The organism is Proteus vulgaris (genome assembly GCF_016647575.1).
Taxonomy (GTDB): domain Bacteria; phylum Pseudomonadota; class Gammaproteobacteria; order Enterobacterales; family Enterobacteriaceae; genus Proteus; species Proteus mirabilis_B.
Window position 1 is genome coordinate 3519077 of the sequence record NZ_CP032663.1, and the last position, 25701, is coordinate 3544777.

At 37.6% G+C, this 25701-nt stretch carries 21 protein-coding genes and 2 tRNA genes; 7 read left to right on the top strand and 16 right to left on the bottom strand.

Annotation, left to right across the window (positions count from 1 at the left end; all coding sequences use genetic code 11):
• Nucleotides 1-255: 255 nt before the first annotated feature.
• The 5 genes from prfC to D7029_RS16120 all read right to left on the bottom strand — a co-directional run bounded on the left by prfC (nucleotide 256) and on the right by D7029_RS16120 (nucleotide 4351).
• A complete protein-coding gene (gene prfC, locus D7029_RS16100) occupies nucleotides 256-1845 on the bottom strand; it encodes a peptide chain release factor 3 (RefSeq protein ID WP_194951236.1) in 1590 nt (529 codons plus the stop codon).
• A gap of 268 nt (nucleotides 1846-2113) precedes the next feature.
• The gene (locus tag D7029_RS16105) at nucleotides 2114-2644 is read right to left on the bottom strand and encodes a GNAT family N-acetyltransferase (protein WP_194951237.1); all 531 of its coding nucleotides are present in this window, start codon (nucleotides 2642-2644) and stop codon (nucleotides 2114-2116) included.
• Nucleotides 2641-2910 carry a DUF1778 domain-containing protein gene (locus D7029_RS16110; protein ID WP_194951238.1) on the bottom strand — a complete coding sequence of 90 codons (270 nt, stop codon included), beginning with the start codon at nucleotides 2908-2910 and terminating at the stop codon, nucleotides 2641-2643. Before D7029_RS16110 ends, D7029_RS16105 begins: the two co-directional genes overlap by 4 nt.
• Before the next feature lie 615 nt (nucleotides 2911-3525).
• Nucleotides 3526-3972 carry a ribosomal protein S18-alanine N-acetyltransferase gene (rimI, locus tag D7029_RS16115; RefSeq protein WP_023582914.1) on the bottom strand — a complete coding sequence of 149 codons (447 nt, stop codon included), beginning with the start codon at nucleotides 3970-3972 and terminating at the stop codon, nucleotides 3526-3528.
• Nucleotides 3941-4351, bottom strand: a complete 411-nt coding sequence (locus tag D7029_RS16120; RefSeq protein WP_023582915.1) for a DNA polymerase III subunit psi — start codon at nucleotides 4349-4351, stop codon at nucleotides 3941-3943. The genes rimI and D7029_RS16120 overlap by 32 nt, the downstream gene beginning before the upstream one ends.
• A 129-nt stretch (nucleotides 4352-4480) precedes the next feature.
• Here D7029_RS16120 and rsmC point away from each other — a divergent pair, with 129 nt between their 5' ends.
• Nucleotides 4481-5497, top strand: coding sequence for a 16S rRNA (guanine(1207)-N(2))-methyltransferase RsmC (gene rsmC / locus D7029_RS16125; protein WP_088494568.1), 1017 nt, complete (start codon nucleotides 4481-4483; stop codon nucleotides 5495-5497).
• Nucleotides 5498-5614: 117 nt separating this feature from the next.
• On the opposite strand, the gene D7029_RS16130 is transcribed toward rsmC, so the two are convergent.
• Nucleotides 5615-6040, bottom strand: coding sequence for a hypothetical protein (locus D7029_RS16130; protein ID WP_194951239.1), 426 nt, complete (start codon nucleotides 6038-6040; stop codon nucleotides 5615-5617).
• A gap of 189 nt (nucleotides 6041-6229) precedes the next feature.
• Here D7029_RS16130 and D7029_RS16135 point away from each other — a divergent pair.
• Together D7029_RS16135 and D7029_RS16140 are read left to right on the top strand one after the other, a co-directional pair.
• Nucleotides 6230-6316 (top strand) — tRNA-Leu (locus D7029_RS16135).
• Nucleotides 6317-6342: 26 nt separating this feature from the next.
• Nucleotides 6343-6429: transfer RNA gene (locus D7029_RS16140), tRNA-Leu, on the top strand.
• Nucleotides 6430-6493: 64 nt separating this feature from the next.
• Here the strand turns inward: D7029_RS16140 and D7029_RS16145 are convergent.
• The 9 genes from D7029_RS16145 to serB form a co-directional block, all read right to left on the bottom strand.
• Complete coding sequence (locus D7029_RS16145; protein WP_194951240.1) at nucleotides 6494-6757, bottom strand: DUF1435 family protein; 264 nt, start codon at nucleotides 6755-6757, stop codon at nucleotides 6494-6496.
• 205 nt (nucleotides 6758-6962) lie between these two features.
• The gene (locus D7029_RS16150) at nucleotides 6963-7511 is read right to left on the bottom strand and encodes a GNAT family N-acetyltransferase (RefSeq protein WP_194951241.1); all 549 of its coding nucleotides are present in this window, start codon (nucleotides 7509-7511) and stop codon (nucleotides 6963-6965) included.
• Nucleotides 7512-7513: 2 nt separating this feature from the next.
• Entirely contained in the window at nucleotides 7514-9145 is a 1632-nt protein-coding gene (locus tag D7029_RS16155; protein WP_194951242.1) for a Na/Pi cotransporter family protein, read from the bottom strand.
• Nucleotides 9146-9567: 422 nt separating this feature from the next.
• On the bottom strand, nucleotides 9568-11007 hold the full coding sequence (gene phoA / locus D7029_RS16160; protein ID WP_194951243.1) for an alkaline phosphatase: 1440 nt from the start codon (nucleotides 11005-11007) through the stop codon (nucleotides 9568-9570).
• A 224-nt stretch (nucleotides 11008-11231) separates the two neighbouring features.
• Nucleotides 11232-12764: an alpha/beta hydrolase-fold protein gene (locus D7029_RS16165; protein ID WP_228766704.1), complete on the bottom strand. Its 1533-nt coding sequence runs from the start codon at nucleotides 12762-12764 to the stop codon at nucleotides 11232-11234.
• A 219-nt stretch (nucleotides 12765-12983) separates the two neighbouring features.
• Nucleotides 12984-14123, bottom strand: a complete 1140-nt coding sequence (locus tag D7029_RS16170; protein ID WP_194951244.1) for an ElyC/SanA/YdcF family protein — start codon at nucleotides 14121-14123, stop codon at nucleotides 12984-12986.
• A gap of 385 nt (nucleotides 14124-14508) precedes the next feature.
• Nucleotides 14509-15753, bottom strand: a complete 1245-nt coding sequence (nadR, locus tag D7029_RS16175; protein WP_194951245.1) for a multifunctional transcriptional regulator/nicotinamide-nucleotide adenylyltransferase/ribosylnicotinamide kinase NadR — start codon at nucleotides 15751-15753, stop codon at nucleotides 14509-14511.
• Nucleotides 15754-15764: 11 nt separating this feature from the next.
• On the bottom strand, nucleotides 15765-17156 hold the full coding sequence (radA, locus tag D7029_RS16180) for a DNA repair protein RadA (RefSeq protein WP_194951246.1): 1392 nt from the start codon (nucleotides 17154-17156) through the stop codon (nucleotides 15765-15767).
• 38 nt (nucleotides 17157-17194) lie between these two features.
• Nucleotides 17195-18172: a phosphoserine phosphatase gene (gene serB, locus D7029_RS16185; protein ID WP_075672712.1), complete on the bottom strand. Its 978-nt coding sequence runs from the start codon at nucleotides 18170-18172 to the stop codon at nucleotides 17195-17197.
• Between the two features lie 109 nt (nucleotides 18173-18281).
• Between serB and D7029_RS16190 the strand changes: the two genes are divergently transcribed.
• From D7029_RS16190 to D7029_RS18950, 4 genes are all read left to right on the top strand, one after another.
• Nucleotides 18282-18983 (top strand): YtjB family periplasmic protein, encoded by a 702-nt coding sequence (locus tag D7029_RS16190; protein WP_194951247.1) that lies wholly within the window; start codon nucleotides 18282-18284, stop codon nucleotides 18981-18983.
• Between the two features lie 239 nt (nucleotides 18984-19222).
• Nucleotides 19223-20764 (top strand): YjjI family glycine radical enzyme, encoded by a 1542-nt coding sequence (locus D7029_RS16195; RefSeq protein ID WP_194951248.1) that lies wholly within the window; start codon nucleotides 19223-19225, stop codon nucleotides 20762-20764.
• Nucleotides 20736-21602 carry a YjjW family glycine radical enzyme activase gene (locus D7029_RS16200; protein WP_194951249.1) on the top strand — a complete coding sequence of 289 codons (867 nt, stop codon included), beginning with the start codon at nucleotides 20736-20738 and terminating at the stop codon, nucleotides 21600-21602. Before D7029_RS16195 ends, D7029_RS16200 begins: the two co-directional genes overlap by 29 nt.
• Before the next feature lie 153 nt (nucleotides 21603-21755).
• A complete protein-coding gene (locus tag D7029_RS18950) occupies nucleotides 21756-24971 on the top strand; it encodes an autotransporter domain-containing protein (RefSeq protein WP_228766705.1) in 3216 nt (1071 codons plus the stop codon).
• Between the two features lie 78 nt (nucleotides 24972-25049).
• Here D7029_RS18950 and D7029_RS16210 read toward each other — a convergent pair whose 3' ends face one another.
• Nucleotides 25050-25676: an ATP-binding cassette domain-containing protein gene (locus tag D7029_RS16210; protein WP_194951250.1), complete on the bottom strand. Its 627-nt coding sequence runs from the start codon at nucleotides 25674-25676 to the stop codon at nucleotides 25050-25052.
• Nucleotides 25677-25701 lie beyond the last annotated feature (25 nt).

A 25701-nucleotide genomic window follows, 5' to 3' on the forward strand; every position in this document is an offset into this window, starting at 1 on the left:
TATTGGCTACAAACACTTAAAAAAGTAAAAACACAAAAAAGGCTATATTAAAATATATAGCCTTTTCATTAGATTACATACTCTAAATAATTCAAGTTACAACTGTAAGTATGCCAATGCCATTACTCTAAATAATTCAAGTTGTAGCTAGGCGACAAGTAAATGAGTCGCTAGGAGCATACACAAGTATGTGACTAGTGCGAATGAACGCCGTCAACAACGCTACACCTTGAAGTATGACGAGTAAGACGAGTATCAGTGTTCACGCGTCTGATGAAACTCAACATCAGGATAACGCTCACGCGTTAAATTCAAGTTAACCATCGTTGGTGCGATATAAGTTAAGTTATCGCCGCCATCAAGTGCCAAGTTTTGTTCATTTTTACGTTTAAACTCTTCGAGTTTTTTCTCGTTATTACACTCAACCCAGCGAGCTGTTGAAACGTTAACGGATTCATAAATTGCTTCAACGTTATATTCACTCTTAAGTCTTGCAACAACTACATCAAACTGAAGTACACCCACCGCCCCTACGATTAAATCGTTATTTGCCAGTGGTCTAAAGACCTGTACAGCACCTTCTTCTGATAACTGTACCAATCCTTTAAGTAACTGCTTCTGTTTTAACGGATCACGTAAACGAATACGGCGGAATAACTCAGGCGCAAAGTTTGGAATACCGGTAAATTTCAGGATTTCACCTTGAGTAAAGGTATCACCAATTTGGATTGTACCGTGGTTATGAAGACCAATGATATCCCCTGGATAAGCATGTTCTACGTGAGAACGATCGCCTGCCATAAAGGTTAATGCATCAGAAATCACCACATCTTTTTTGATGCGGACTTGGTGTAACTTCATGCCTTTATCATACATACCTGAAACAACACGCAGGAATGCAACACGGTCACGGTGTTTAGGGTCCATATTGGCTTGGATCTTAAAGACGAAACCTGTGAACGTCTCTTCAGAAGCGGTAATTTCACGCATATCAGTTTGACGAGGCATTGGTGCTGGTGCCCATTTTACAAGGCCATCAAGCATATGGTTAACACCAAAGTTACCTAATGCAGTACCAAAGAACACGGGAGTTAATTCGCCAGCTAAGAATGCTTCATGATCAAATTCATGAGATGCACCTAATACCAACTCTAATTCATCACGTAATTGGCTTGCTAAATCATCACCAATAGCTTCATCAAGCTCTGGGTTATCTAACCCTTTAATGACACGAGAATCCTGAATAGTATGACCTTGACCTGTTTGATAAAGATAGGTTTCATCTTTAAGAATGTGATAAACCCCTTTAAAGAGTTTTCCGCAACCAATAGGCCAAGTCACAGGGCTACATGCAATTTTCAATTCTGTTTCAACTTCGTCCATGACTTCCATTGGATCACGAATATCACGGTCGAGTTTATTCATAAAAGTCAGAATTGGAGTGTCACGTAAACGTGTTACTTCCATTAACTTACGAGTACGATCTTCAACCCCTTTAGAGGAGTCAATTACCATTAAACAGCAGTCAACTGCGGTTAAAGTACGATAAGTATCTTCAGAGAAGTCTTCGTGCCCTGGGGTATCTAATAAGTTAACTAAGCAATCGGCATAAGGGAACTGCATGACTGAGGTTGTAATAGAAATACCACGTTGTTTTTCCATTTCCATCCAGTCAGATTTTGCATGCTGATTTGAACCACGGCCTTTTACGGTTCCTGCACGTTGAATTGCTTGTCCGAATAACAACACTTTTTCAGTGATGGTTGTTTTACCCGCATCGGGGTGGGAAATAATGGCAAAAGTTCTACGACGAGCAACTTCTTGCTGAAAAATAGGATTAGACATCAATGGTGATCTTCTGGTTGATAGACGAGAGAATGTAAGGCACTGATATATTGCGATAAGTAATAATTAAAGTGACTATAAAAGACATTCAACCCGTAAGTTAATCTTAATTGGCGCTTATTTTCGCCTATCTTGTCTGTATAAACAATCAATGGTTACTATTTTATCTGCTTGAGGGAGTGATGCCTAGTGTTCGTGATAGGTAATAACATTCATCAATTATGATCTCACTGTATTATGGTGCTTTATTGGCGAGAGATGAATCAGCTTATTCAAAAAGCTGTTTTATCGTTTTCATCGGAAGAAACATTCTAACTCGCCCATTATGCTCACAAAGAACATCAAAGCCAAACTTTGCATAAAATGATTTTGAGGCATCAGTTAAGCAATCAACAACGACTGCATACGCTCTCATATAGGTATTTACCTTCCACAAATAATGAAGCGCACGAACAAGGCTTATTTTCCCCAAACCAACGCCATGAAAATCTTTATGCACAGCTAACTGAGCAAGTAAAAAAACAGGTATAGGATAACGAGGGAGCTTTTTGGCTAAACTTGTTGGTAATGTTTCTCGATGTATAGCACTAGGCGTTATGCTGTAAAATGCACATATCGAGTATTTTTGATTATCCAACAACTGTTTGCTGGGTAAAACCATTGTCCGGCTTATCCCAGCTTGCATATGCTTAATTGCTTGGGTTTGAAGAAATGTATTAAGCTCCACTTCCCCACAATCAAACGACGTCCTATCATGTTTTAGCTTACATAATTCTTCAAACTCTTTGCCTATACTCACTTAATACCACTTTTATTTGCAAGTTGGACTGCATCAATAAGTGCTTGGTTAGGGGCTTTAGCATTATCACAAGCTGTTAGAAACTCATCAAAAATATCATTTTTAACTTCAATACTTTCGTGTTGCAAAATGACCTGTGTTGCATTTTCATCCATTAACCTAACAACATACTCCGTTAAACTCTTAAGCCCTAACAACGCTGATGCTTTTTCAGCTTTTGCTTTTATCTCTTCGTCAAGCCGAATATCAAGACGTGTTGTTGCCATATAATCTCCTTTGTACGTATCTTTTCCGTACCAAAAGAGATTATATTGCATAGATTTCAACCAATCAACCTTGTACAGCAAATTTCCACTCTTCTTTTCTGTATGCATTACATACAAAGATCTACAATTTCTAACCCAGTTAGCCATTTGTTCTGTGAAGAATGTCATGGTTTGATTTATAAATGTAGCAAGTGCATTGAGAGTTGTTGATTGACTACTCTGCTATTAAAAAAACCAATACCATTAATAAAGCCCTGAATTAGCCTATTTATTTTCGGTTAAAATCGGGATTGAATATAAGATCCTATATAAATACACCTTTATTTAGATTTAATTTTGTCTATATTTAGAGACTAATCACTTTATTTAAAACAAAAACAAATACTCAATTTACTTATTTCAAATACTATTCACCTTTTTAACACTGTTATAATCACCTAACGTTTTAAAATTAAACAATGACAAAAGTGAAATTAACTTGATAAATTTACATTAAGTAAAAATAAAGATAAATTTTAAATACAATTAATAAAAAATAAAATTTTCATACTTCAAATAAAATAAAAAAAACGCCTAATAGAAGGCGTTTTAAATTTAACTTAAATAAAGATTTAATTAGAAAGAAATAGGATAAGCCATGATAATCGCATCTTCATTCCCCGTCTTTGTTGGGTAATAGTTTTTGCGTTTTGAAACGAAATTAAATCCAATAGATTCATAGAGATTGAACGCTTTTTCATTGGATTCTCGCACCTCTAACCACAAGGTAGTGATATTTTTTTTCTCAAGTGTTTCAATCAGTTCTAATAAAAGAGCTTTGCCGTAACCTTTCCCCTGATAATCAGGATGGATTGCAATATTAAAAAGTGTTGCCTCATCTAATATTAATTGCGTAATTGCGAAACCTACAATAATATTATCAATGCAAATTTTCAGATTAAAATAATGACTTCCTTGGTTACTATAAAATGTTTCTTCACTCCAAGGGAATGAATGACTTAATTTTTCAATTTGCCATGCTAAAGGTAAATCAGCAGGGTTTAAGAGTGAAATGGTCTTCATATTGATAGATTTGTTTCCAAAGATCGCGTTTTGCATCAGCATCAAAATATAACTGATGTAATGAAGGGCTTCTCAGAGAAGTATATTCAGAGGGAAGTATGAGATCAGTGCCTAATAACCAGCAGGGAAGATCAAATGATTCTGTGAGCATGCTCACATCATCTGTTGTAATACAATAGATTTCGTCTTTATCTATCCCCATGGCGCTAAAAATATCAGAGAAAAGCCCGTTATTTAGATCAACGGTATCATCAGTAATGATAAGTAAACGTGTTGTATCCGGAAATTGAACAGAATGCTCGCCTTTTAACACAGCAGGCTTACGAAGTACCCACTGACGAATTCCAAGTTGGGATAACATTCTGTCTTTACGGCTCATTATGCTTACCTATCAAGTGTAGAACAACGGTACATAGTATCAGAGGGCATAAACTACGCCAATAAATAGCGTCGGTTTCTTTATATCTGATATCATGCGTCTCATGTTTTTTAAGGAGTAATAATCATAATGTCCTCACTGTCCCCTGCTAGCGAAGTTATTCTTCGTCACCTAGATCATTTCGCAGACAGGCATGTACTTATTGCAGGTGATCTTCAAGATACTTTCGCGGCGCAAATTCAGGCGAAAAGTGTCAGAGCATATACCAACCAATATCACCAGTGGCTACCATTACTAAAATCAATGGGTGATAACGCACTCTTCGGTTTAGTTGCAGATCAGTCCTTTGTGAAATATTGCAATACCTTGATCTATTTTTGGCCTAAAAATAAAAACGAAGCCACTTTCCAACTGCGTAGCCTTTGCTCTAACTTACAAGTGGGTACTGAAATCTTTATCGTTGGTGAAAACCGTAGCGGTGTTAAAAGTGCCACTGAATTAATGAACGGTATCGCTAAACTAAAAAAAATAGATTCAGCACGCCGTTGCAGCTTATTTTTTGGTACTCAAACATATCAAACACTGTTTGACCGTAATAACTGGTGGCAAACTTATCGCCATGATGATCTTACTGTAATGGCATTACCGGGCGTCTTTAGCCAAAATGCATTAGATGAGGGTAGCCGCTTATTACTTTCAACTTTTGATGATGCAATGGTTGGCGACTTACTGGATATGGCATGTGGCTGTGGTGTCCTCGCCACTGTACTCGGTAAGAAAAACCCAATGTTAAAACTGACACTGTGTGATGTGAATGCCGCAGCAATTTCTTCTAGTATCGCCACCTTAAACGTGAATGAATTAGAAGGTCGAGTGATTGCAAGTAATGTCTATTCAGCAATTGAAGAAACTTATGATTGGATAATCTCAAACCCGCCTTTCCATGATGGTTTAGGCACAAGCTATGAAGCAGCTGAAGATATCATTCGTCTTGCACCAAATTATTTGAAAAGAGGCGGTAAATTACGAATTGTGGCGAATTCGTTTATCCCTTATCCAGATATATTGGATCATGTATTTGGCTCTCACGAAGTGCTTGCATCAACAGGTAAATTCAAAGTTTACCAAGCAACTAAAAAAGACTAATCACAAGCCCTGTTATAAGCCCTCCCAGTAATTGATTTTCCAACTACTGGGGGTCTTCAGTTTACGTCTAAAAACAGTCATCTAATAACAAATCCTTTCATTTTCAAGCGAAAGTTATCATTTTTTTGAGCCAATAACCTGACCACTTTTATTTAGGTAAATGGTCTCACCATTACTACCTGTACGGGCTGAACCAGTGATTTGGCCACTTTTATTTAGGTAGGTAGTCTCACCGTTACTGCCTGTACGGGCTGAGCCAGTGACTTGGCCACTTTTATTTAGGTAAGTAGTCTCACCATTACTACCTGTACGGGCTGAGCCAATGACCTGGCCACTTTTATTTAGGTAAGTGATCTCACCGTTACTACTTGTACGGGATGAACCAATGACTTGACCACTTTTATTTAGGTAAATGGTCTCACCGCTACTACCTGCACGGGTTGAGCCAACAACTTGACCCGTTTTATCTTTGAAGATTTCTGCATATACATTACTTGATATCATCACAGATAAAATAACAATCAACATATTGATTTTTTTCATAAAAAACCTCATGAACGTATTGCGAAATTGGTTTTTGTAATGATTATTAATCTTAGCTCTAAAAAAAATATAGTCGATCTATTTTATGTATTTCTCTCGCTGTTTTATTTTTCATCACTAAGATAATTTATTGATAAAAAATAATTGACGCCAAAAATAAAAGGCATAAAATTCGCTTCCTGTCTGAATGCGAGAGTGGCGGAATTGGTAGACGCGCTAGCTTCAGGTGTTAGTGTCCTTACGGACGTGGGGGTTCAAGTCCCCCCTTTCGCACCAACAGACACAATTAATTGAGTAAGACTGCGAGGATGGCGGAATTGGTAGACGCGCTAGCTTCAGGTGTTAGTGTTCTTACGGACGTGGGGGTTCAAGTCCCCCTCTTCGCACCACTCAATAACCCTTTTTTCTCCTTGTGATAACACCCATTCTATTACACACCGAATATTCTATTCTCTATCCATAATATGCGACTAAAAGTGTCATAAAACTGTAGGTCAATACAACACCTGCGGGGATCATTACCCACATCTGTAATTTTTTATGAAATAGCATCAAGGTGGATAACAGCATTGAAACCACTAAAACCAGCGTAAAGGCAGATGTCCCTGCAATAGAATGCATGATCACTGTTAGTAAAGAAGAAACCGCCAACATTTCCCATAAACTAATGCGAGATGTCCAAGATGTCACTGGAGATATACGTGTTGGTTTAGCCATAATAACCCACCATTAATGATAATGATTTTCATTATTATATATAACACCTATACTAAATCAACTTATATAAAGAAAAAACTTACTTTATATCCTTATTTTTTAAAGGGTTATGTCTATTCATTAGTGTCATAAACAAAAAAAGCCTTATCATTTTCATGATAAGGCGTTTAATTTTATTATGTGTTGTACTGATCAATAAACGAAACTAAGCATTATTTGACTTGATAAAATGAAAGACTAAATGAATATCTTCAGGCTCTCTTTCATAAAGTTCAGGATCAGGAATATCAATTAAACGACACCCTAAATGCTGATAAAAATTCACACTATTTTCAGAAGGTGTTGATGAGATATATAATCCACCAGCCCCTTTTTTCTTCGCATATTCCACACAATAATCAAATAATATTCGTGCTAAACCTTGCCTACGTTGCTGGTGGCTAACATGTAAAAAAGAGAGTTGAAGTAGAGTACCATTTTGACCGCGTTTTTGCGGATCAACACTCGCAGCTGCAACCAATTGACCTTGTTTAAAAACACCCCAGAAAGGCGCTCCTCGGTCAAAACTTTCGAGTAAAACAGGAGTGTAATGCTCTGCTTCACCTTCTGGCCAACCTTTCATATCAAAGCGTTGTTCTGATAAATGCAACGTTCCGTCTTTTAATACATATAGCTTTTCAATAAGCTCAGTTCTATCAATTTCCCACACTTGTGGAATTTCATTTCTTGTTAATTGACGAATATTGTTTTTCATTATTAAAGATTAACCTGTTCTGATGATGATTCACTTCGTTCTAATGCGTGGTAAGCCACTGCACAGAATAAGGAATTCAACCGTTTCATATCACCGAGCAAACTGGTATGCAGAGAACTGGTTTCAATGCTTTGCATATTATGCAAATGAAGACGTTCTACATGAGCAAACGAGTAACGCTGGTTGAGTAAACGGAAACGATGCTTTGCTCGACGTAATTTACGAGCATGTTCCATATTGCCGGAAACAAATACCGACATCGCCAGATTCAGATTACTTTGCAGACGCTCAAGGAGTGTCTGTAATTCACGACGTCCTTCCTCCGATAAAAATAAGTGATGATTTAAACCTTTACTCACCACTTCAGCCGACATACGCGCAATGATAGCGGATGATTGTTGTAAATTCATCGCTGTATCAATAATTTCAGCCCAACGTCGAGAATCTTCAGTTCCTAGATCATGCTGTTGAATTTGTGCCATATACAATTTAATGCTGCTGTGGAGTAATTCCACCTCTTCTTCTAACTGGCTAATTTCCCTTTTTTGCTGACGATCGCCTTCCATTAATGCAGTAAAACGTTGCAGCATTTGTTCTATAACATCACCTAATCGTAGTGATTCTCTAACCGCATTAGCAATTGCCAACGACGGTGTATCAATCGCGGATTGGTCTAAATACCGCGGCGCCATTTCAGATTCAGTAACCGGTAATTCAGGAATAAGTCGCTGACATAATTTCGCCATTATACCGACAAAAGGGATCATCAAAATACAGCGAACAAGATTATAAATAACATGAAAATAGATAACGACTTCAGCCGGTGAAAATCCATACTGCTGAATTTTATTTGCAATGATGGTAATCCAAGGTAAAACCAATAGCGCACCAATCAATTTAAAAAATAGACTTCCTAGTACTACTTGGCGTGAAACAACACTTTGACCTCGACTACTCATTAGCGCCAGCAAACCACTACCAATATTAGAACCAATCACAATGCATAAGCTGATATATAAAGGCATTAGCCCAGTTGCACTCAGTGTCGCGGTTAATAATACGGCGGCAAGGCTCGAGTAACTTACCATCGCAAATAAAGCACCCACGAGAAGCGCTAAAACAGTATCGCCACTTAATGAAGTAAAGATAGCTTGTACCGCACTGGCATGGGTAATTGGCTCGGCAGAGGTGACTATCAGTTGTAAGGCTAAAATAATTAAACCAAGACCAATTCCTACGCGCCCTAATTGCCCAACTCGCTCTTTTTTACGACTTAGAAAAGTGATCACCCCGACAAGAATAAGCAGTGGTGATAACCAAGAGAGATCAAAGGTTAACACTCGCGCCATAAGTGCAGTACCCACATCTGCACCTAACATAATAACCAGTGCTGGTGTAATCGAAATCAGTCCTTGCGTCACAAAAGAGATAACCAAAAGTGCCGTCGCATTACTGCTTTGGACTAATGCCGTTACTCCCACCCCCGCAAGGAAAGCGTTGGATTTCTTATTAATACTTTTACCTAAAATTCGGCGTAAATCAGAACCAAAGACACGCATAATGCCTGTACGAACAATATGTGTTCCCCAGACAAGAAGCGCGACTGATGAGAGTAAATGAAGCAGTGTCAGCATAGAAAGAATAACCTTATTTTTATCGTTGTTTGTTTGACTCTGTTCTCCTTCAATCTCATAAAAAAGAGAAAGACCACGAGCAGATAATCTATCTGAGAAAAGATTTTTTACGGGTAATGCCTTAATAACGTAGAGCGTTATTAGACAAAAAGATATTGCAACTTAAGTGCAATAATCAATGGAGAAGTTGAGAATATTACATAGATTAATTTGTAAATTCTGTTAATTATAGCAGAGAATGTGTAACTTTCAAAATCAGCCTGTAAATAACCTATTGATTTATTATCATTTTATTTTAAATAGACTAAATTATTAATAAAAAAACGCGACCAGAGGGTATCTCTCTAAGTCGCGCGAAAATACAACAATTTAGTAAGGCAATTCGACTACAAGTTCAGACAGACTATAAATTCAACTTAAATTTATTTCAGACCCATCGCATCACGCATTGTGAAGAACAAGTCTGTTTGGTCAGTTAACCCAACCACATTGGCAGCGTGTGGGCCATAAGCAGCAACACGTAACTGAGCCCCTGTATGTTCTTGGGATTCTTCTTCCGAGTTACCGTAATTCACCACCATTACTGCACCATCTTTAGTGATAAGCGCTTGTGTTAAGCCACTTGATTTCACATCTGCTTCAATAATTTGGCTTGAATGAGCATGGTCAGCCGTCACGATAATCAGAGTGTCACCGTTTTGCTTAGCGAAATCTAAACCGATTTGTACGGCTTCATCTAATGCAACAGTTTCACCAATTTGTCCGCAAGGATTAGCATTATGATCTTGCTTATCAATAGAGGCACTTTCGACTTGTAAGAAGAAACCTTTTTCATTGCTCTTCAGTAAGTCGATCGCTTTTTTGGTCATTTGTGCCAGTGTTGGCGCATTTGGATCAAGTTTAGAATTAGGTTTGCACTCTAAGGGTGGATTGTTCAAATTACCATGATATGTCGCTTTAGGGCCTTCCCACGCCACAGCCATATTGCCCTCGTGGAACAAACCTAATACTGGTTTATCTTGGTTTGCCAACGTAATCGCATCCAGTGATTTTGCATCCTTCACGATTTGATAACCACGTTCAATCGCTTGCTGTTCTAATGTTTTACCTTTGTACTCACCCGCAGCCGCAGTCTGAGCAAAACTTTTCGCTCCGCCCCCTAATGTAACGTCTGCGCGAGTCACTAAAAGTTGCTCAGAGATAGAGCCTCTACCGCCATTTTCTAATGCGTTTGTTGAGCATTTTTCTAAAGTCTCAACGGGACCATAGCATTTACGTCCTGTCACATGCGAAAACAGTGCCGCAGGTGTTGCATCTTGAATTTCCGATGTCGTCACATTCCCTGTTGCCTTTCCATTGGCTTTTGCTAATTCCAAAATAGTTTGGTGATCCTTACCAAACACATCAATTCCTAATGCACCATTATAAGTTTTCACACCCGAAGCCCATGCTGTCGCAGAAGCGGCGGAGTCTGTTACATAGTTAGGTTTTTGTGTTTTTCTATCTAAAGCATAGTGTGTGTATTGACCCGTCATCGGTAAGGCATCGATACCTTTAAAGAAACCACCTGCACCTTCCGCGTAGTTACGCGCAACAGTGATTTCAGAATCCCCCATACCATCACCAATAAAGAGGATCACATTTTTTGCTTGGTTATTATTTAAAGCTGCTTTTAATGCCTCAGTTTGATCTTGAGTCATACGGCGAGCACCGCCAAATTCCGTGATATTACCTTTTGCTGCGCGATCTTGTGCCAAAATTGCATCAGCAGCAACGGGAGCTGCAAAAGAAGAGAAACTCGCGCCAGCCAATAGCGTTGTTACAATAACGGATAAAATAGAACGTTGGTAACGATGAGACATAGCTTTTTCCTTGCACTCTAAAGTAAAAAAAACAGGATTAATGTTTTAAGTCAGGAAAAGCTTACGGCAGTTAAATGACAGAGAAATGAAGAGTAAAAGCGATTTCGATGACAACTTTATGACAAGTTAATGACAAACAAAAAGCTTATACCGCGAATGCATGTATAAGCTTCTGTTGTATTAAAGCATATTGTTAAAGCGAGGTATCGAGTTGAGGCCTTAAACTAGTCATTCTCTTGGGTTAATGCTTTAGCCCCCAAATACAGGGTTTCACACCAAGAAATATAATCATGCCCACTGGCCATTTCGAGTGATTGAACCGGATAACCTTTTTGCTCTAAAACCTGCTTAAGGTGACGGTTATTATTTAAAATTCCGCCTTTATCTCCCCGACTTTCAAATAGCCCAGCCTCTAAGAAAAACTGCAATGGCTTTCTATCTGCTTGCTCAAATTGTCGAATAAGCCATTCAGGCTCTTCATTTTCAGGCGTCCACCAATAAGAGCCAGACATACTCAACACTTTACCAAAGCGATCAGGGCGATTAAATGCGACCCATGAAGATGCTAATCCGCCATAACTTGAGCCAGATACTATCGTTTCCTCTCCAGATACGTGAACGCCCTTCTCTTTTTCTAGCCAAACAAATAGTTCATCTGCTAAGAAACGGTAAAAATCAGGGTTTGGTGGTAACTCAACACTACGGCGATCACTATCAATGCTATCAACAAATAAGATCATCATAGGTGCCAATTTGCCTTCCTCGATCTGTTTATCAAAAAACCGATCAATACCATATTGGCGACGATAAGTTTGACCATCAAATAAGACCAAGATCCGCGGTATTTCCATTTTTTGGGCTGGCTGATAAAGTGCGATTTCACGATCATTATTTAAGATCTTACTGTGAAAACGAACAATCTCTGTCTTACCCTTCATTGTTCTATCAAGAATATCAGGCAATTGGCATTCACGTTTACTGTCTAACGACAATAACGAAAAGTGATTATAGATATCCTCAGATTGACTTGGAGAATTTTGGGAATTAAACGGATCAGCTTGTGCTGTGGTTAAAATTGCGCGACGTTGCTCAAATGGTGCTGAATTTTCAATAACAGGTACATCTGGCGCTAACTTATATTGCATTAATGTATCGTTAGGCACGATATAACTACGATACCAAATATCACTATTGGCTAAATGCGTTAATGGATCATGATTACCATCAGGTGATCCCAATAAATAGACATTCTTTTTTGCGCCTCGCCATAAAAAAGTCACTCGCTTTTTATCATTATCATAAGGCTCAATCAGAGGAGCGCCTTCCTGACGTATTTGTTGCCAAAACGCCTGAATATTTTGTTGATTAAGCTGTTTTGCGAGTGTTTGTAAACGGGGGCTTGTTGGTGCAATACCGGCATCTTTATCTAACGGTTGATAAGGCTGTGTTGTTAACGTGAATTGCCACTGTTTTTTAGCTTCACCTTGTGCAACCAATTGATAATTTGCCGTTTCAGGTAATAAAAAGCGTACTTTTTGTTGCCCATCAGCGGGAATATCCTTTAATAAACTACGAATATGAGTGCCATCTTGTTTCTCTAACCGTAGGTTTTGTATCCCTTTTGCGTTTAATTCAACATAACGTTGGCTTTCGAAATGAGCGGTAAAACACAACGTATTGTTGTTATCAAACTGACCTGTCATTTCTATATTTTCAGTTACTGCTAAGCAACTAGCAAAACTGGGAAAAGAGGCCATCAATGCGCATATCATCAGAGGAATTCTCACTTTATTTCTCATTATTAACTATTGTGAGAATCAATAGTAATGATAATTGTTATCAATTCAATAAAAATTAAGCGTGTACAAATTTATAATAAATTTAGTACCTCAGTAAAAAATAATAAAAACCTCCTCAATCATTTTTGTTATTGAGGAGGCTTCCTTTCTAAGCTAATTAACGTTAAAACGCTCCCATTAACGCTCTTCTAGTGGATAACTACGGAAACTCCATAATCCTAGCGCTTTTAAGCCATCACGATAAATACCTTGTATATCTGATTTACTTGCCTTTTGTAATTCAGCTAATGGCTTATCTGGTGCAACAACCGTTAGATAAGTAATGTCACTTGGGCCACTTTGCCAGCTTGCAAGCGTGAAAATCGCATCTGCACGACGAACATGACTACCAGAGCTAATAATAACGGCTGTTTTAATACGATGTTTGGTTAAGGCATAGCGACTAAATAACGCATTTTCGACGGTTGTGCGCGCATAGTTCTCTTGGAAAATACGCTCTGGTGCGATACCATTTTTCACCAACCAATCCGCCATTAATTTACCTTCTGTTTGATGAGCTTTAGGCACACCACCCGTAACGACAATCATGGCTTCAGGCAATTGCTTAGCCACTTCTAAGGTTTTATTTAGACGCTCAATTAAGATTTTGTTCATTGTACCATCGGGATTTAATGCATAACCCAATGTCACAATCGCGTTGTTATCTTTGGTTTTATTTAATTTCGCTAAATCTGTTTGTGTTAATTTATCACTTAATGGCATTGTGCTTACGCGATCAATTTGTGCAAAGAAGCGGCTGATCTCTTCAGCTTTAGCTGGATTTAATGATTTCAATTTAGCGAAATACGCTTCGCTCTCTTTGTCTTTACCTTCAAAACGAGTCCATGAAGTGACGTAAATTAGCGCATCAATATCATCAGGAGCCGCTTCTAGGATCTGTTTATAAATCGTAATCGCACGAGGAACATCATTGTTATAAATATAAGCGCTAGCAGTACTAAATAATAAATCGAGGCGATAAGGCTCTAATTTATAAGCTTGTTGCAGTTTTTGCGCCACAATTTCCATATTTGATGGCAGTTTTCCCGTAAAACCAGCATCAGAGACACGCGCTGGTGACTTAAAGGCATCTAATGCATCTTGGATCAAGCTATCAACCGTTTGGCGCTGAGAGACATACTGCTGATAGCTATTATCTGGTTGATGAACTTTTTGATAAGCCAATGCATTTGATGAGACGGTAAAACCTAAAGCAGCAATCGCTAACGAAATGACTGTTTTCTTGATATGAAGTGAAACACGGGAAGGTTGCGCCATTATCTTGTCCTTTTACGAAAAATAGTCTGCTTCTTCACTTGAGCGAATGAAGATAGAGAGTGTGACTCCTCACACCTAATGGCAAAAGAAATACACACCGATAAATCTATACCTGTTATCTATAATAGAGATCCCCGCATTAATTTTCAGTAACCTTTTTCACCTTATTGAAAAAAATAGCATTATTACGTAGATAGCTTATTTGACAGATTTTTTTATGTATTTTTATCTTTTGGTGAGTGATTTTGTTCTGATAGGGCATCAGTGATAAAGAATAATAAATAAAAGGAATTTACTCTGAGAGGAAAGCGTTGAGTTTTGAGAACAGTGATTATTTTTATTCTAAAATATAAAACGCCCCATAAGGCGTTTTATATTAATGTATTCACTCAATATGCTTTGATTGCATCATCAATAATTCTCTGACTAATTCAACGCAACTTAAGAAGCGTTCGTCATAATCAGGTGAGTTAACTTTAATATACTCGATATTGTTTTTATCGAGCATTTCCATTAGTAAGGTTTGGAAACGGCGACGATCTTTATCACTACCTAAACTACGCAAACCATCTGCTACCCACGGCGTATTATTTTCTAGCAAAATAACTAAATCAAAACGGTATTCATCAATCAGGGCTTGAACAAAGGGATGTTCTTTACCTTCATAACGCAAGCAGAATGCCTGTGTTGTGACAAAATCCGTATCAACAAAAGCGACTTTATTTGCATATTTAACAGCAAAATCAATATATTGAGCATGTCCTAAAGCAATTTTATCGTAGTCGGAATATTGTAATGCCATTTCATCGCCACCAAGGTGAGAAAATACATAATCACGACCATATTCCCATGCACTCGTCGTATTAAAAATATTGGCAAGCTTATTCACTAACGTTGATTTACCACTGGATTCGCCACCCAAAATCGCCACTGTGCGCACAAAGAAGGGTTTAACTTCTGTTGGAATATATTCCCAATATTTAAAAGGTGCTTGGCGAATTTGACTGCCACTGATATTCATAAATGAGCGTTCAGGATCAATCAATACCGTTTCAATACCCAAGAAAGCATTATATTGATCCGCATCTTCCCGTTCACTGGTATAGATAAAATCGGGGGTTATTTGCTTTTCACGTAAAAATGTTTTGATCCCCTCACTCCACATTTCCCAACCGTGAGGCTGTGGCTCTATACCGTGTTCATCAAACTCATGAATACGGATATTTTTTTGATATTTAAAGGTTTGTAATAACCAGCGCAATCTATCACTGACTGTCGGTTGTTGTGACATCGCACTGTTGATAAATAGGTTTTTATCACGAGGCTCGTCATGACATAAAATGACGTGCAATTCATCAACTTGACTACAAGCGCGTTGAATTAAATAAATATGTCCTGTGTGAAGAGGATAAAATTTGCCAAAAATCACACCGATAGTTTTCTTTTTCACTGGGTATTCTAACCCTAAAAATTGGTGTAATGCCGACATCTTTTGAGCACTGGGACTCTTGATTTTATTATTAATCAATTGGCTAAGATAGCCTTTCGTCATATCACTTTCATCAGCAACTTGTTGTAAAGTATATCCATTTTTTCTGATAGCCTGTTTGATATAATCAAAAGAACCCATACTTTTCTCCTTTAGAAATCTTCCAAATCATCAAGGACAGATAACGCATCTGACAGCTTCTTCACACCATACACTTTCATATCAGGTGGATTCTTTTTCGGCATATTTGCACTAGGTACAATTGCCCGTTTAAATCCATGTTTTGCTGCTTCTGCAATACGCTCTTGTCCACTAGGTACAGGTCGAATTTCTCCCGCAAGCCCTACTTCACCAAATATCACTAAATCACGCGGTAAAGGACGATTACGAAAACTTGATACCAATGATAATAACAAGGCTAAATCTGCACTGGTTTCTGTCACTTTTACCCCACCAACCACATTCACAAAAACGTCTTGGTCAGACATTTGTAATCCGCCATGGCGATGTAAAACAGCAAGTAGAATAGCCAGTCGATTTTGTTCTAATCCCACTGCAACACGGCGTGGATTGGATAACATTGAGTGGTCAACTAAGGCTTGGATCTCCACCAGCAAAGGTCTTGTACCTTCCCACACCACCATCACAGAGCTGCCCGATGTAACTTCATCACCTCGACTTAAAAAGATAGCTGAGGGATTGCTCACTTCTCGTAATCCTTGTTCTGTCATGGCAAAAACGCCTAATTCATTAACGGCACCAAAACGGTTTTTATGACTACGTAAAGTACGAAAACGAGAGTCTGTTTCGCCATCCAACATCACTGAGCAGTCAATACAGTGTTCCAACACTTTAGGCCCTGCCAATGTGCCATCTTTTGTCACATGACCTACCATAATAATGGCAACATCATTAGTTTTAGCAAAACGAGTCAGATAAGCAGCGGTTTCTCGAACTTGAGCAACACTGCCCGGTGAAGATTGAATATCCGCCATATGCATCACTTGAATAGAGTCAATCACCATTAATTTAGGTTGTTCTTGTGAGGCAATTAAACAAATCTGTTCAATACTGGTTTCTGACAACATATTCAGTTCTGCTGTCGGTAAACCTAATCGATGAGCGCGCATAGCGACTTGTTGTAGCGACTCTTCACCTGTGACATACAGTGTTTTCATTTCAGTCGCTAAACGGCACATGGTTTGTAGCAATAAAGTACTCTTACCTGCGCCGGGGCTTCCCCCGATTAAAATGGCACTTCCGGGAACAACACCACCACCTAATACACGATCAAACTCTTTAAATCCTGTGGAGAATCGAGGTAACGCTTCAAGGCTAATTTCCGATAGTTTTTGAACACGGCTAACACCTTTTGCATCACCCGCAAATCCACTAAAACGGTCGTTGCGGGAAGAAGGGGCTGCTGCAAGGCGCACTTCTGTAATTGTATTCCATGCATGACAAGCAGAACATTGTCCTTGCCAGCGAGGATAATCTGCACCACATTCATTACATACAAACGCTCTTTTTGCTGCTTTTGCCACACTTCTCTCCCAACAATAACTATTTTAGAAAAACGCCTTTAGCGCTCTTCGTGTTTTAAGCCACCACTTAAAATGCACAATACACCCATTAGATCAGCGTGGCGGATCGCCACTTTCGCCTGAGCATATACTTTAGGTTTTGCATGATAAGCAATACCTAGCCCTGCTTTTCTCAACATTTTAAGATCGTTTGCACCATCACCAATGGCAATTGTTTGCTCTATTGGGATCTCTAAATCCTTAGCTAAACGAGCAAGGACTTGCGCTTTATATTTCGCATCAACAATAGGACCTTTAACTTTACCTGTTAGTTTGCCATCTTTAATTTCAAGATGATTAGCAACAGCAGCCACTAAACGTAATTTTTGTTTTAAGTTATCAGCAAAATAAGTAAAACCGCCAGATGCGATAGCAATATGCCAATCCATTGCCTGAAGTTTTCGAACTAAGCTCGTTAACCCCGGCATAAGAGGCAAATCATCCATCACTTTTTGTAAAATAGAAGCGTCCGCACCTTTAAGCTCAGCAACACGGAGTTTTAAGCTTTCACTAAAATCCATTTCACCTTGCATTGCTCGCTCTGTTATCGCAGCAACTTTATCACCTACTCCAGCAAGTTTGGCGATTTCATCAATACATTCAATTTGAATAGCCGTTGAATCCATATCCATCACTAAAAGCCCAGGAGAGCGTAAACGAGGAATTTCACCTAGAGGAACGACATCTAGGCCACATTCATCGGATAAACGGCGGATTCGGCGAGTTAGGCTACCTGCAATACGCACAACTTGGTAATCATCAATGCGCCATGAAGAAACCACTACGATTGCCACACCTAATTTATGTTGGAACTCGCTTATTCTTTTCTTATCAAGTTCACGTCCATAAAGTAACCACCCACTATCGCCAGCGCGGTAATCTAGTGGCATTACCTCTTCACCGCTGAGTGATAATGGCAGACCTGGCCATTTACGGATTTCATCCGGTAAATAGCAATAGGTCAGACTATTTGACATACTTATTCTCCTGTTTTCCCCTGTCTGAACAAAATAATCGTTATTCAGCCTATTCTATCTCTGACTCATCTGGCAACATGCACATACTTGCTTACGCAAAAGGATGAACATGCTTAAAGACAAACTAAAATTCAAACTACAAAAAACGGCGATTATACTGATTTGTATCGCACTATTGGCATTTCTTATGCAAGGCGCGTCTTATTTTAGCCGTGCAAATCAGCACGCCCGTATTACTCAGTTTGAAGAGCTTGCAAAAACGCTGGCAGAACAAGTTGCGTTCTCTTTATCCACTTATATAGATGACAGTAGCAAAGATAACGTAAATCCCCTCATTATGGCTAATTTAAATCATCTGACTCATGATAGTCGGGTGCTTGATGCCAGTCTCTATTTAGAAGATGGTACACAAATAGCGCATAGTGGTGAAAATGTCACTGTTAAAGAGCGATTAGCTTTAGAAGGGCAAAAGAGTGGCGGTTCTTTTAATCACCAACTTGTTGTACCTGTACCGGGCAAAGATAAACCCAAAGGCTTTTTAAGACTCACTCTGGATACTCACCAGCTTGTCACTGAATCAAGCCAAGTCGATAACACGACAAATTTACTACGTGTCATGTTATTAGTTGCGCTTGCAATTGGCTTTTTGCTTTCTCATAACCTTCTTCAGTTAACCCCTGTTCATTGGCAACAATCACCTTATTTATTAACTGCCAACTTACCGCCTCGTACTGAAAAAGAGGAAGTAGAAGAAAATGAGGGTGATGAAGAGAAAGATAACGACACCGAGAATAAAACAGATAAGCCATAGATTTTTATTACATTAAGAAGTCACTAAGTGGGTTGAGTTATTCATTAGCTGAGCTCACTTTTTTTATTTCTAGCTAACCATAACTTTATTTAGATATATCTAATTTATACGTATTTTCGTGCTATTTCCTTAATCTTTAAAGGGGTTTTGTTTAAAGTCACGGTAAATTCTAATCAAGTCATTAACCTAAAAAGATAGGTTTTAAATCTTTTTCTGGCTCTTTGAGTACTGAGGTGGTTATGACTGAACAATCTGTTATCCAACGTTGTCAACAAATCGTAGAAAACCCAACCCTTTCCCCTGAACAAAAACGTCATTTTCTCGCTTTAGAAGCTGAAAATATGTTGCCTTATCCCTCACTTCCTGAGGATGCAGCTAAAGCGCTTAATGAACGGGTTATCTGTGATATGTATGAAGGTCACGCCCCTTATAAACCGCGTTATGTCTTACCCGATTATGCGAAGTTTTTAGCACAAGGCTCTCGCTATTTAGAACTGGAACCTGCGCAAGATTTTGATGATGCTTTAAACATGCTGACTATTCTTTATCATCATGTTCCTTCTGTAACCTCTATGCCTGTTTATTTAGGGCGCATTGATAAAATCTTATTGCCTTATGTTGGCGAACTGACCGAAGAACAGCTTTACCCTAAATTAAAACATTTCTGGCGCTATCTTGATAGAACGCTACCAGATGCCTTTATGCACGCCAATATCGGCCCTGAAGACTCTGTTCTTACGCGTCTAATTCTTAAAGTGGATGTTGAACTTCAGCAAGTCGCACCTAATCTCACGTTTATTTATGATGCGAAATCAACGCCTGCTGATTTACTTCACCAAGCTATCACCAATATTTGCCACAGCAGTAAACCCCACATTGCGAATGGTACGCTGCAAGATGCGGTATTTGGCAAAGATGAATACGGCATTGTGAGTTGTTATAACTCGCTGCCTCAAAGTGGTGGTGGCAGCACCTTAGTGCGTATAAACCTTAAAGAGGTTGCACAGCGTAGCCAAAATAGCCTCGATTTTCTTAATAATGTATTGCCTTTTTATATGCAAAAACAGATTGAGATCATTGATGCTCGTTGTGAGTTTCTCTATGAAAAATCTAACTTCTTTAAACAAAGTTTCTTAGTTGAAGAAGGGTTGATCTCGCCTGATCGTTTTGCGCCGATGTTTGGTATTTATGGAATGGCTGAAGCAGTAGCGCTTTTACTTGAAAAAGAAGGTAAAAATGCTGCTTATGGCGATAATGAATCTGCCAATAAACTTAGCTATATGATCAGCGAGAAACTGGCACAATTTGTTACAGAAACTCCCGTAAAATACGGCTGGAACCACCGAGCGATGTTACATGCTCAATCGGGTATCAGTTCTGATATCGGCACAACGCCTGCGACTCGTATCCCTTATGGTAAAGAGCCTGATCCTGTTACCCACTTAATGACGGTTGCTCCTCACCATCAATTTTATACCTCAGGGATCAGCGATATTTTAACCGTGGATGAAACCATCAAACAGAATCCTGATGCCCTAATGCAACTCTGTTTAGGGGCATTTTCCTCTGGACTAAGAGAATTTACCGCCAATGTGGGTGGAAATGATCTCGTTCGTGTAACGGGTTACATGGTGCGCTTATCTGATTTGAAAAAATATAAAGAAGAAGGCTCTCGTCTTAATACTACTTGGTTAGGTGATGAAGCCACAGCAAACTGTCATATTGCTGAACGAAAACCACGAGTTATCAGTCATGAACAGCAGATGCGCTTCGATAAATAAGATACTCCCCTTCTCTTGTGTTGATGGTCCAGGCAATCGTCTGGCTATCTTTCTACAAGGATGTAATCTGCGGTGCAAAAATTGCCACAATCCCTACACCATGGGGATCTGTGACAATTGTGGTGACTGCATTCCAACGTGCCCACAGCAAGCACTTTCACTGCAAAATGGTGTCATGAGTTGGAACAGTACCAGTTGCGAACAGTGTGACACTTGTATTCAGCAATGCCCACGGCAATCAAGTCCAATGACCTTAACCTATACTGTTGATGAGTTAATGGTTATTACACGAAAATATGCAGCATTTATTAATGGGGTGACAGTCAGCGGTGGTGAATCAACATTGCAACTACCTTTTTTAATTGATTATTTTAAAGCAATCAAAGAAGCACCTGATCTCAAACATCTGACTTGTTTAATTGACAGTAACGGCACTCTTTCTCTTAATGGATGGCAAAAAGTCGCCCCTTTTATGGATGGAGCCATGATTGATTTAAAAAGCTGGGATGAAGATATCCATATTTATTTAACTGGGCGAGGAAATCAGCGGATTAAAGAATCAATCAAATGGTTAGCTAATAATAAATTACTTACAGAATTACGTCTTTTATATATTCCAGAAAAAACCGATTATTTAGAAAATATTGAATTACTTTCGCAGTTTATTAATTCACTTGGTGAATCTGTATTGATTCGTATTAATGCATTTCATCAACATGGTGTTTATGGAGAAGCTGTAAATTGGCAATCCGCCAATAAAGATGATATTAATCGACTGAAAATAGAACTTAATAAAAGAAACATCACATTCATAAAAACACCTAACATATATTCATAATAAAAATATATTAAATAAAATAAAACAAATTAAAAACTAATAATATCTAAAATAATTAAAATAAAATTTTTTAAATAAAACACTCTAATATTGACAGGTTTATACGTTCAAATTAATCTTCAAAAACCTGCAAAATAGACGGAGTCATTCCTTATGCTTATAAATAGAAAGAAATTAAAAACTTCAATTATTATATCGCTAATAGTCACCCCTTCATTAAGTTACTCTAAATATATCACTTACGAATTAATAGAAACATCTCCTATTGATTTTAAATTTTATGAAGTAAATAAAAATAACTTAACTCTACCAAATAATTTTTATCATCACGGAAAGCTATCATCTAAAACAACGCCAACAATATTATCATCAAAATATTCAAACATTATTATTCTATCTAACAATAATAAAAACAGTATAAGTTATGATGCTGGGGTTAATTTCCAAAGTTTAGAAATTGAACATTATAGTAATATAAATTTCCTTTCGTTATCAGAAGATGGCCGTTACATTACAGCTCATGGAAATCATCTTAAAAATAAAGAAAAAAATATATTAAAACGATTTTTTATCTATGATACTTATCTAAAAACGGTTCATCAATTTAATTCAAAAGAAGATACTTATTATGATAAGGAAGATTATTTCCTTACAACAAAAGATGGTAGATTTAGCCTTTACGCTGATTATTCAACAGAGTATGAAACCATAAAAGAAGCTAACAATGGTTATCTTCCTTATAATAAAATGTCCTACTTTATCTATGATAATAAAACTAAAAAAACAATCTCACTAAAAGATATTGAAAATACGGACATAAATAATCATTTAGAAAAAAACAGATTTAAATCTTTCCTAAATTTAGATTTTATTAATGATATTATAGATAGAAAACCTATTTTGACAGGTGTTTCTTTTGATGGGAAATATTTATATGGCACGTTAAACAGAACATCATCTATTTCAGAAAGTAAACCTGCTTTTATTTATGACTCAATTAACAACACTATTAATTTTATTTCAAAATCAGAACATGGTGACGCAAAAATAAATGCAATGTCAAAAAATAATATTGCAGTAGGCTGGTTAGAAGATAGAGTAAAGTATAAAAATGAGCGAAATCAAAGACTACTTAGACAAGCATTTATTTTCGATACAAAAGAGAACAAAACCATTATTCCTAGCAGAATAAACCCAGATAATAATGATTATTATAATTCAGAAGCTACTGGAATTTCAGACAATGGTAATACTATTGTAGGCTGGGTAGAGCAAGGATATAAACGAAATATCAATAGAAGCTTTGACTATAATAAAGATTTAGAATCGAGATATCCTAGAAGTGCCTTTATCTACTTTAGAGATAATGATACTTCATTATTACTACCAAACTTAAACCACTCCAATGAATTAGAATCTGAAGCACACGCTATCTCAAGTGACGGTAAGGTTGCTTTTGGTGTCGCTAATAATAAAGATAATATCTGGAAATTTGTTAGTTGGAAAATAGAAGAAACCAATAAAATAGATAAAGATTATCAAGCATTAATTACTAATAATAACATTTCATCAATGAAGAATATAGTTGATAATCTTTCCTTAGATATTAATAAAGAAAGAGAAAAAATTAGACTCACGCTTTTAGAAAAACAAAAAGAGACTGAAAAAAGAAGAAATGAAGCAAATTTAAATAAATTAAGTTTAGAAAAAAAATTAGATGATCCTGATTTATTCAATAAGTACATTGGTGAATATACAAAATATCAAGATAACGAGAATTTAGCACAAAATGAACTCGATAATATACAAAATACTTTAAATAATTTTGAATCATTAGCATTAACACCTGAATTAAAAGCCAGAGAATATCAATATAACGTATACAAAGAAGCGCTTGATATACAACAAGGCATGGCAATAAATAAAAATAAAGAGGATCAAGATAAAACAACAACAGAGAAAGAACACCTAGCCCAGATTGCTAAACAAAAAGAGCAAGCTGAAAAAGAGCACCTAGCCCAGATTGCCAAACAAAAAGGGCAAGCTGAGAAAGAGCACTTAGCCGAGATTGCCAAACAAAAAGAGCAAGCTGAGAAAGAACACTTAGCCCAGATTGCCAAACAAAAAGAGCAAGCTGAGAAAGAACACTTAGCCCAGATTGCCAAACAAAAAGAGCAAGCTGAGAAAGAACACTTAGCCCAGATTGCCAAACAAAAAGAGCAAGCTGAGAAAGAACACTTAGCCCAGATTGCCAAACAAAAAGAGCAAGCTGAGAAAGAACACTTAGCCGAGATTGCCAAACAAAAAGAGCAAGCTGAAAAAGAGCATTTGGCGAAAGAAATACTACTCGCTGAAGACGAATTAGCACTGCGCGCTAAAGAGAAAGCAAATACCAAACCATCCGTTGTTATTAGTAAGCCTATTGATATTGAAAATACTTATAAATCCATGCAATTAATGGCTGAAAATAGCTATAAATTAATGGATATGCAACAAGGTCAATTACGTTATCTGGCATCTGCAACTTGCTCTGTAGGCACTGAAAAAGCTTGCATTAGTGGTTTTACACATTATCAAAATTTAAATAAAGCCAATGCGACACAAACAGGATTAAGTGGAGCTTATCGTTTTGACATTAAACATATTCCATTCGTTGTTGGTTTAGCAATTGATACTGATGTCTACTCTTCGTTACCGAAAGGCTATCAATATCAAGGCTATGCATTACCTTTAATTGGTTTTAGCTTAGATTTAATGCCGTCACTCAATGCTGAGTTAAACAGTAATGCACTGCATCTTTCCTTAAAGGGAGCTTATTTAAATCGTAAAGTTTCTATTGAAAGACAAGCATTAGCAGATACTGAATCAGGTAAGGGTAACGCTAAGGTTTCTGGTTATCACATTGATTTAAAAGCTTATTATCCTTATTCACTATCAGATAATTTACTGCTTACTCCGTTTGCAGGGCTTACTTTCAATCAGATTTCTCGCACAGCCTACAGCGAAACTAAGAATGCGCAATTTGTAGCGCACTATGATGCACTGAAAACACATTCGCTATTAGCCAAAATGGGATTAGGTATGGATTATTTACTAGGTTCATCATTCATATTTAATACTAAGGCGGGCTTATTGTGGAACTTATCGCACCATCAAGGAGATTTCCGTAGCCATATTGATTACATAGGTCAGCAAAACATTGATCACGTTGGCAATAAAAAGCAACTCAAACAACGCCCATTTGCTAATGTAGGGTTAACTTATCAATTTGATAAACAGTCTTCCATCAATACATCCGTAAATTGGGAAATGACAACCTATCGTAATCACGATATGCAAATAGGTGTAAGTTACACTTATCGCTTCTAATTCCTTATTGTTACATTTAGCCGTTATATTTGGCTTCCTATATCAAAATATAGGAAGCTTTTTTATTAAAGAGGATAGTTATCCGTTCTTATTATAGAAATACTCTTCTTTATCGACCCACCACACTTTGGTCGAAACCTTCTCAAGTAGTGCTTTATTGTGGCTAAAAATAATCAAACTTAAAGGACGCTTCTGACTTTCATCGATCAATACTTGCCAAATATCAGCTTGGATTTGTGCATCTAACTGCGCAGTTACTTCATCAGCAATTAAGATTTGAGTACGAGGATCTAATGCTCGTAATAACGCAATACGTGCAAGCTCTCCGCCAGATAATTCATTAGGTCTACGCGTTAACCACTCTTGCTTGATCCTTAGTTTTTCAAACCAACTTTCATCTGGTGACCAAGCATCACGAACACTATCTCCCGTTGTTCGAAAGGGATTAAAACATTTATCAGGGTGTTGAGGAACTAACTGAATAGGGCAATACCCCTTGTTAGATAATGGTTTACCATTAACAAGAATTGAACCTTGAGTAGGCGTTTGCCACTGAGCTAAAACACGACCTAATGTCGTTTTTCCTGTGCCACTTGGCGCTGAAATACCGAGTCGCTCTCCCGCATCTAACGAAAAGGAGAGATCTTGCCATAACACTTTACCTGCTTGCTCCACAGATAATTGTTTTAACTCTAAAAGTGGCATAAAGATAACTCCAGAAATAACAAAT

Excerpts from the sequence above, each read along its gene's own strand:
- D7029_RS16150 (WP_194951241.1), bottom strand. The coding sequence starts at position 7,511 with ATGAAAAACAATATTCGTCAATTAACAAGAAATGAAATTCCACAAGTG.
- rsmC (WP_088494568.1), top strand. The coding sequence starts at position 4,481 with ATGTCCTCACTGTCCCCTGCTAGCGAAGTTATTCTTCGTCACCTAGAT.
- D7029_RS16130 (WP_194951239.1), bottom strand. The coding sequence starts at position 6,040 with ATGAAAAAAATCAATATGTTGATTGTTATTTTATCTGTGATGATATCA.
- D7029_RS16110 (WP_194951238.1), bottom strand. The coding sequence starts at position 2,910 with ATGGCAACAACACGTCTTGATATTCGGCTTGACGAAGAGATAAAAGCA.
- prfC (WP_194951236.1), bottom strand. The coding sequence starts at position 1,845 with ATGTCTAATCCTATTTTTCAGCAAGAAGTTGCTCGTCGTAGAACTTTT.
- D7029_RS16190 (WP_194951247.1), top strand. The coding sequence starts at position 18,282 with ATGCTTAAAGACAAACTAAAATTCAAACTACAAAAAACGGCGATTATA.
- phoA (WP_194951243.1), bottom strand. The coding sequence starts at position 11,007 with ATGTCTCATCGTTACCAACGTTCTATTTTATCCGTTATTGTAACAACG.
- D7029_RS16195 (WP_194951248.1), top strand. The coding sequence starts at position 19,223 with ATGACTGAACAATCTGTTATCCAACGTTGTCAACAAATCGTAGAAAAC.
- rimI (WP_023582914.1), bottom strand. The coding sequence starts at position 3,972 with ATGAAGACCATTTCACTCTTAAACCCTGCTGATTTACCTTTAGCATGG.
- nadR (WP_194951245.1), bottom strand. The coding sequence starts at position 15,753 with ATGGGTTCTTTTGATTATATCAAACAGGCTATCAGAAAAAATGGATAT.
- D7029_RS16145 (WP_194951240.1), bottom strand. The coding sequence starts at position 6,757 with ATGGCTAAACCAACACGTATATCTCCAGTGACATCTTGGACATCTCGC.
- D7029_RS16210 (WP_194951250.1), bottom strand. The coding sequence starts at position 25,676 with ATGCCACTTTTAGAGTTAAAACAATTATCTGTGGAGCAAGCAGGTAAA.
- D7029_RS16120 (WP_023582915.1), bottom strand. The coding sequence starts at position 4,351 with ATGAGCCGTAAAGACAGAATGTTATCCCAACTTGGAATTCGTCAGTGG.
- D7029_RS16170 (WP_194951244.1), bottom strand. The coding sequence starts at position 14,123 with ATGGCGCAACCTTCCCGTGTTTCACTTCATATCAAGAAAACAGTCATT.
- D7029_RS16155 (WP_194951242.1), bottom strand. The coding sequence starts at position 9,145 with ATGCTGACACTGCTTCATTTACTCTCATCAGTCGCGCTTCTTGTCTGG.
- D7029_RS16200 (WP_194951249.1), top strand. The coding sequence starts at position 20,736 with ATGAACAGCAGATGCGCTTCGATAAATAAGATACTCCCCTTCTCTTGT.
- D7029_RS16165 (WP_228766704.1), bottom strand. The coding sequence starts at position 12,764 with ATGGCCTCTTTTCCCAGTTTTGCTAGTTGCTTAGCAGTAACTGAAAAT.
- serB (WP_075672712.1), bottom strand. The coding sequence starts at position 18,172 with ATGTCAAATAGTCTGACCTATTGCTATTTACCGGATGAAATCCGTAAA.
- D7029_RS18950 (WP_228766705.1), top strand. The coding sequence starts at position 21,756 with ATGCTTATAAATAGAAAGAAATTAAAAACTTCAATTATTATATCGCTA.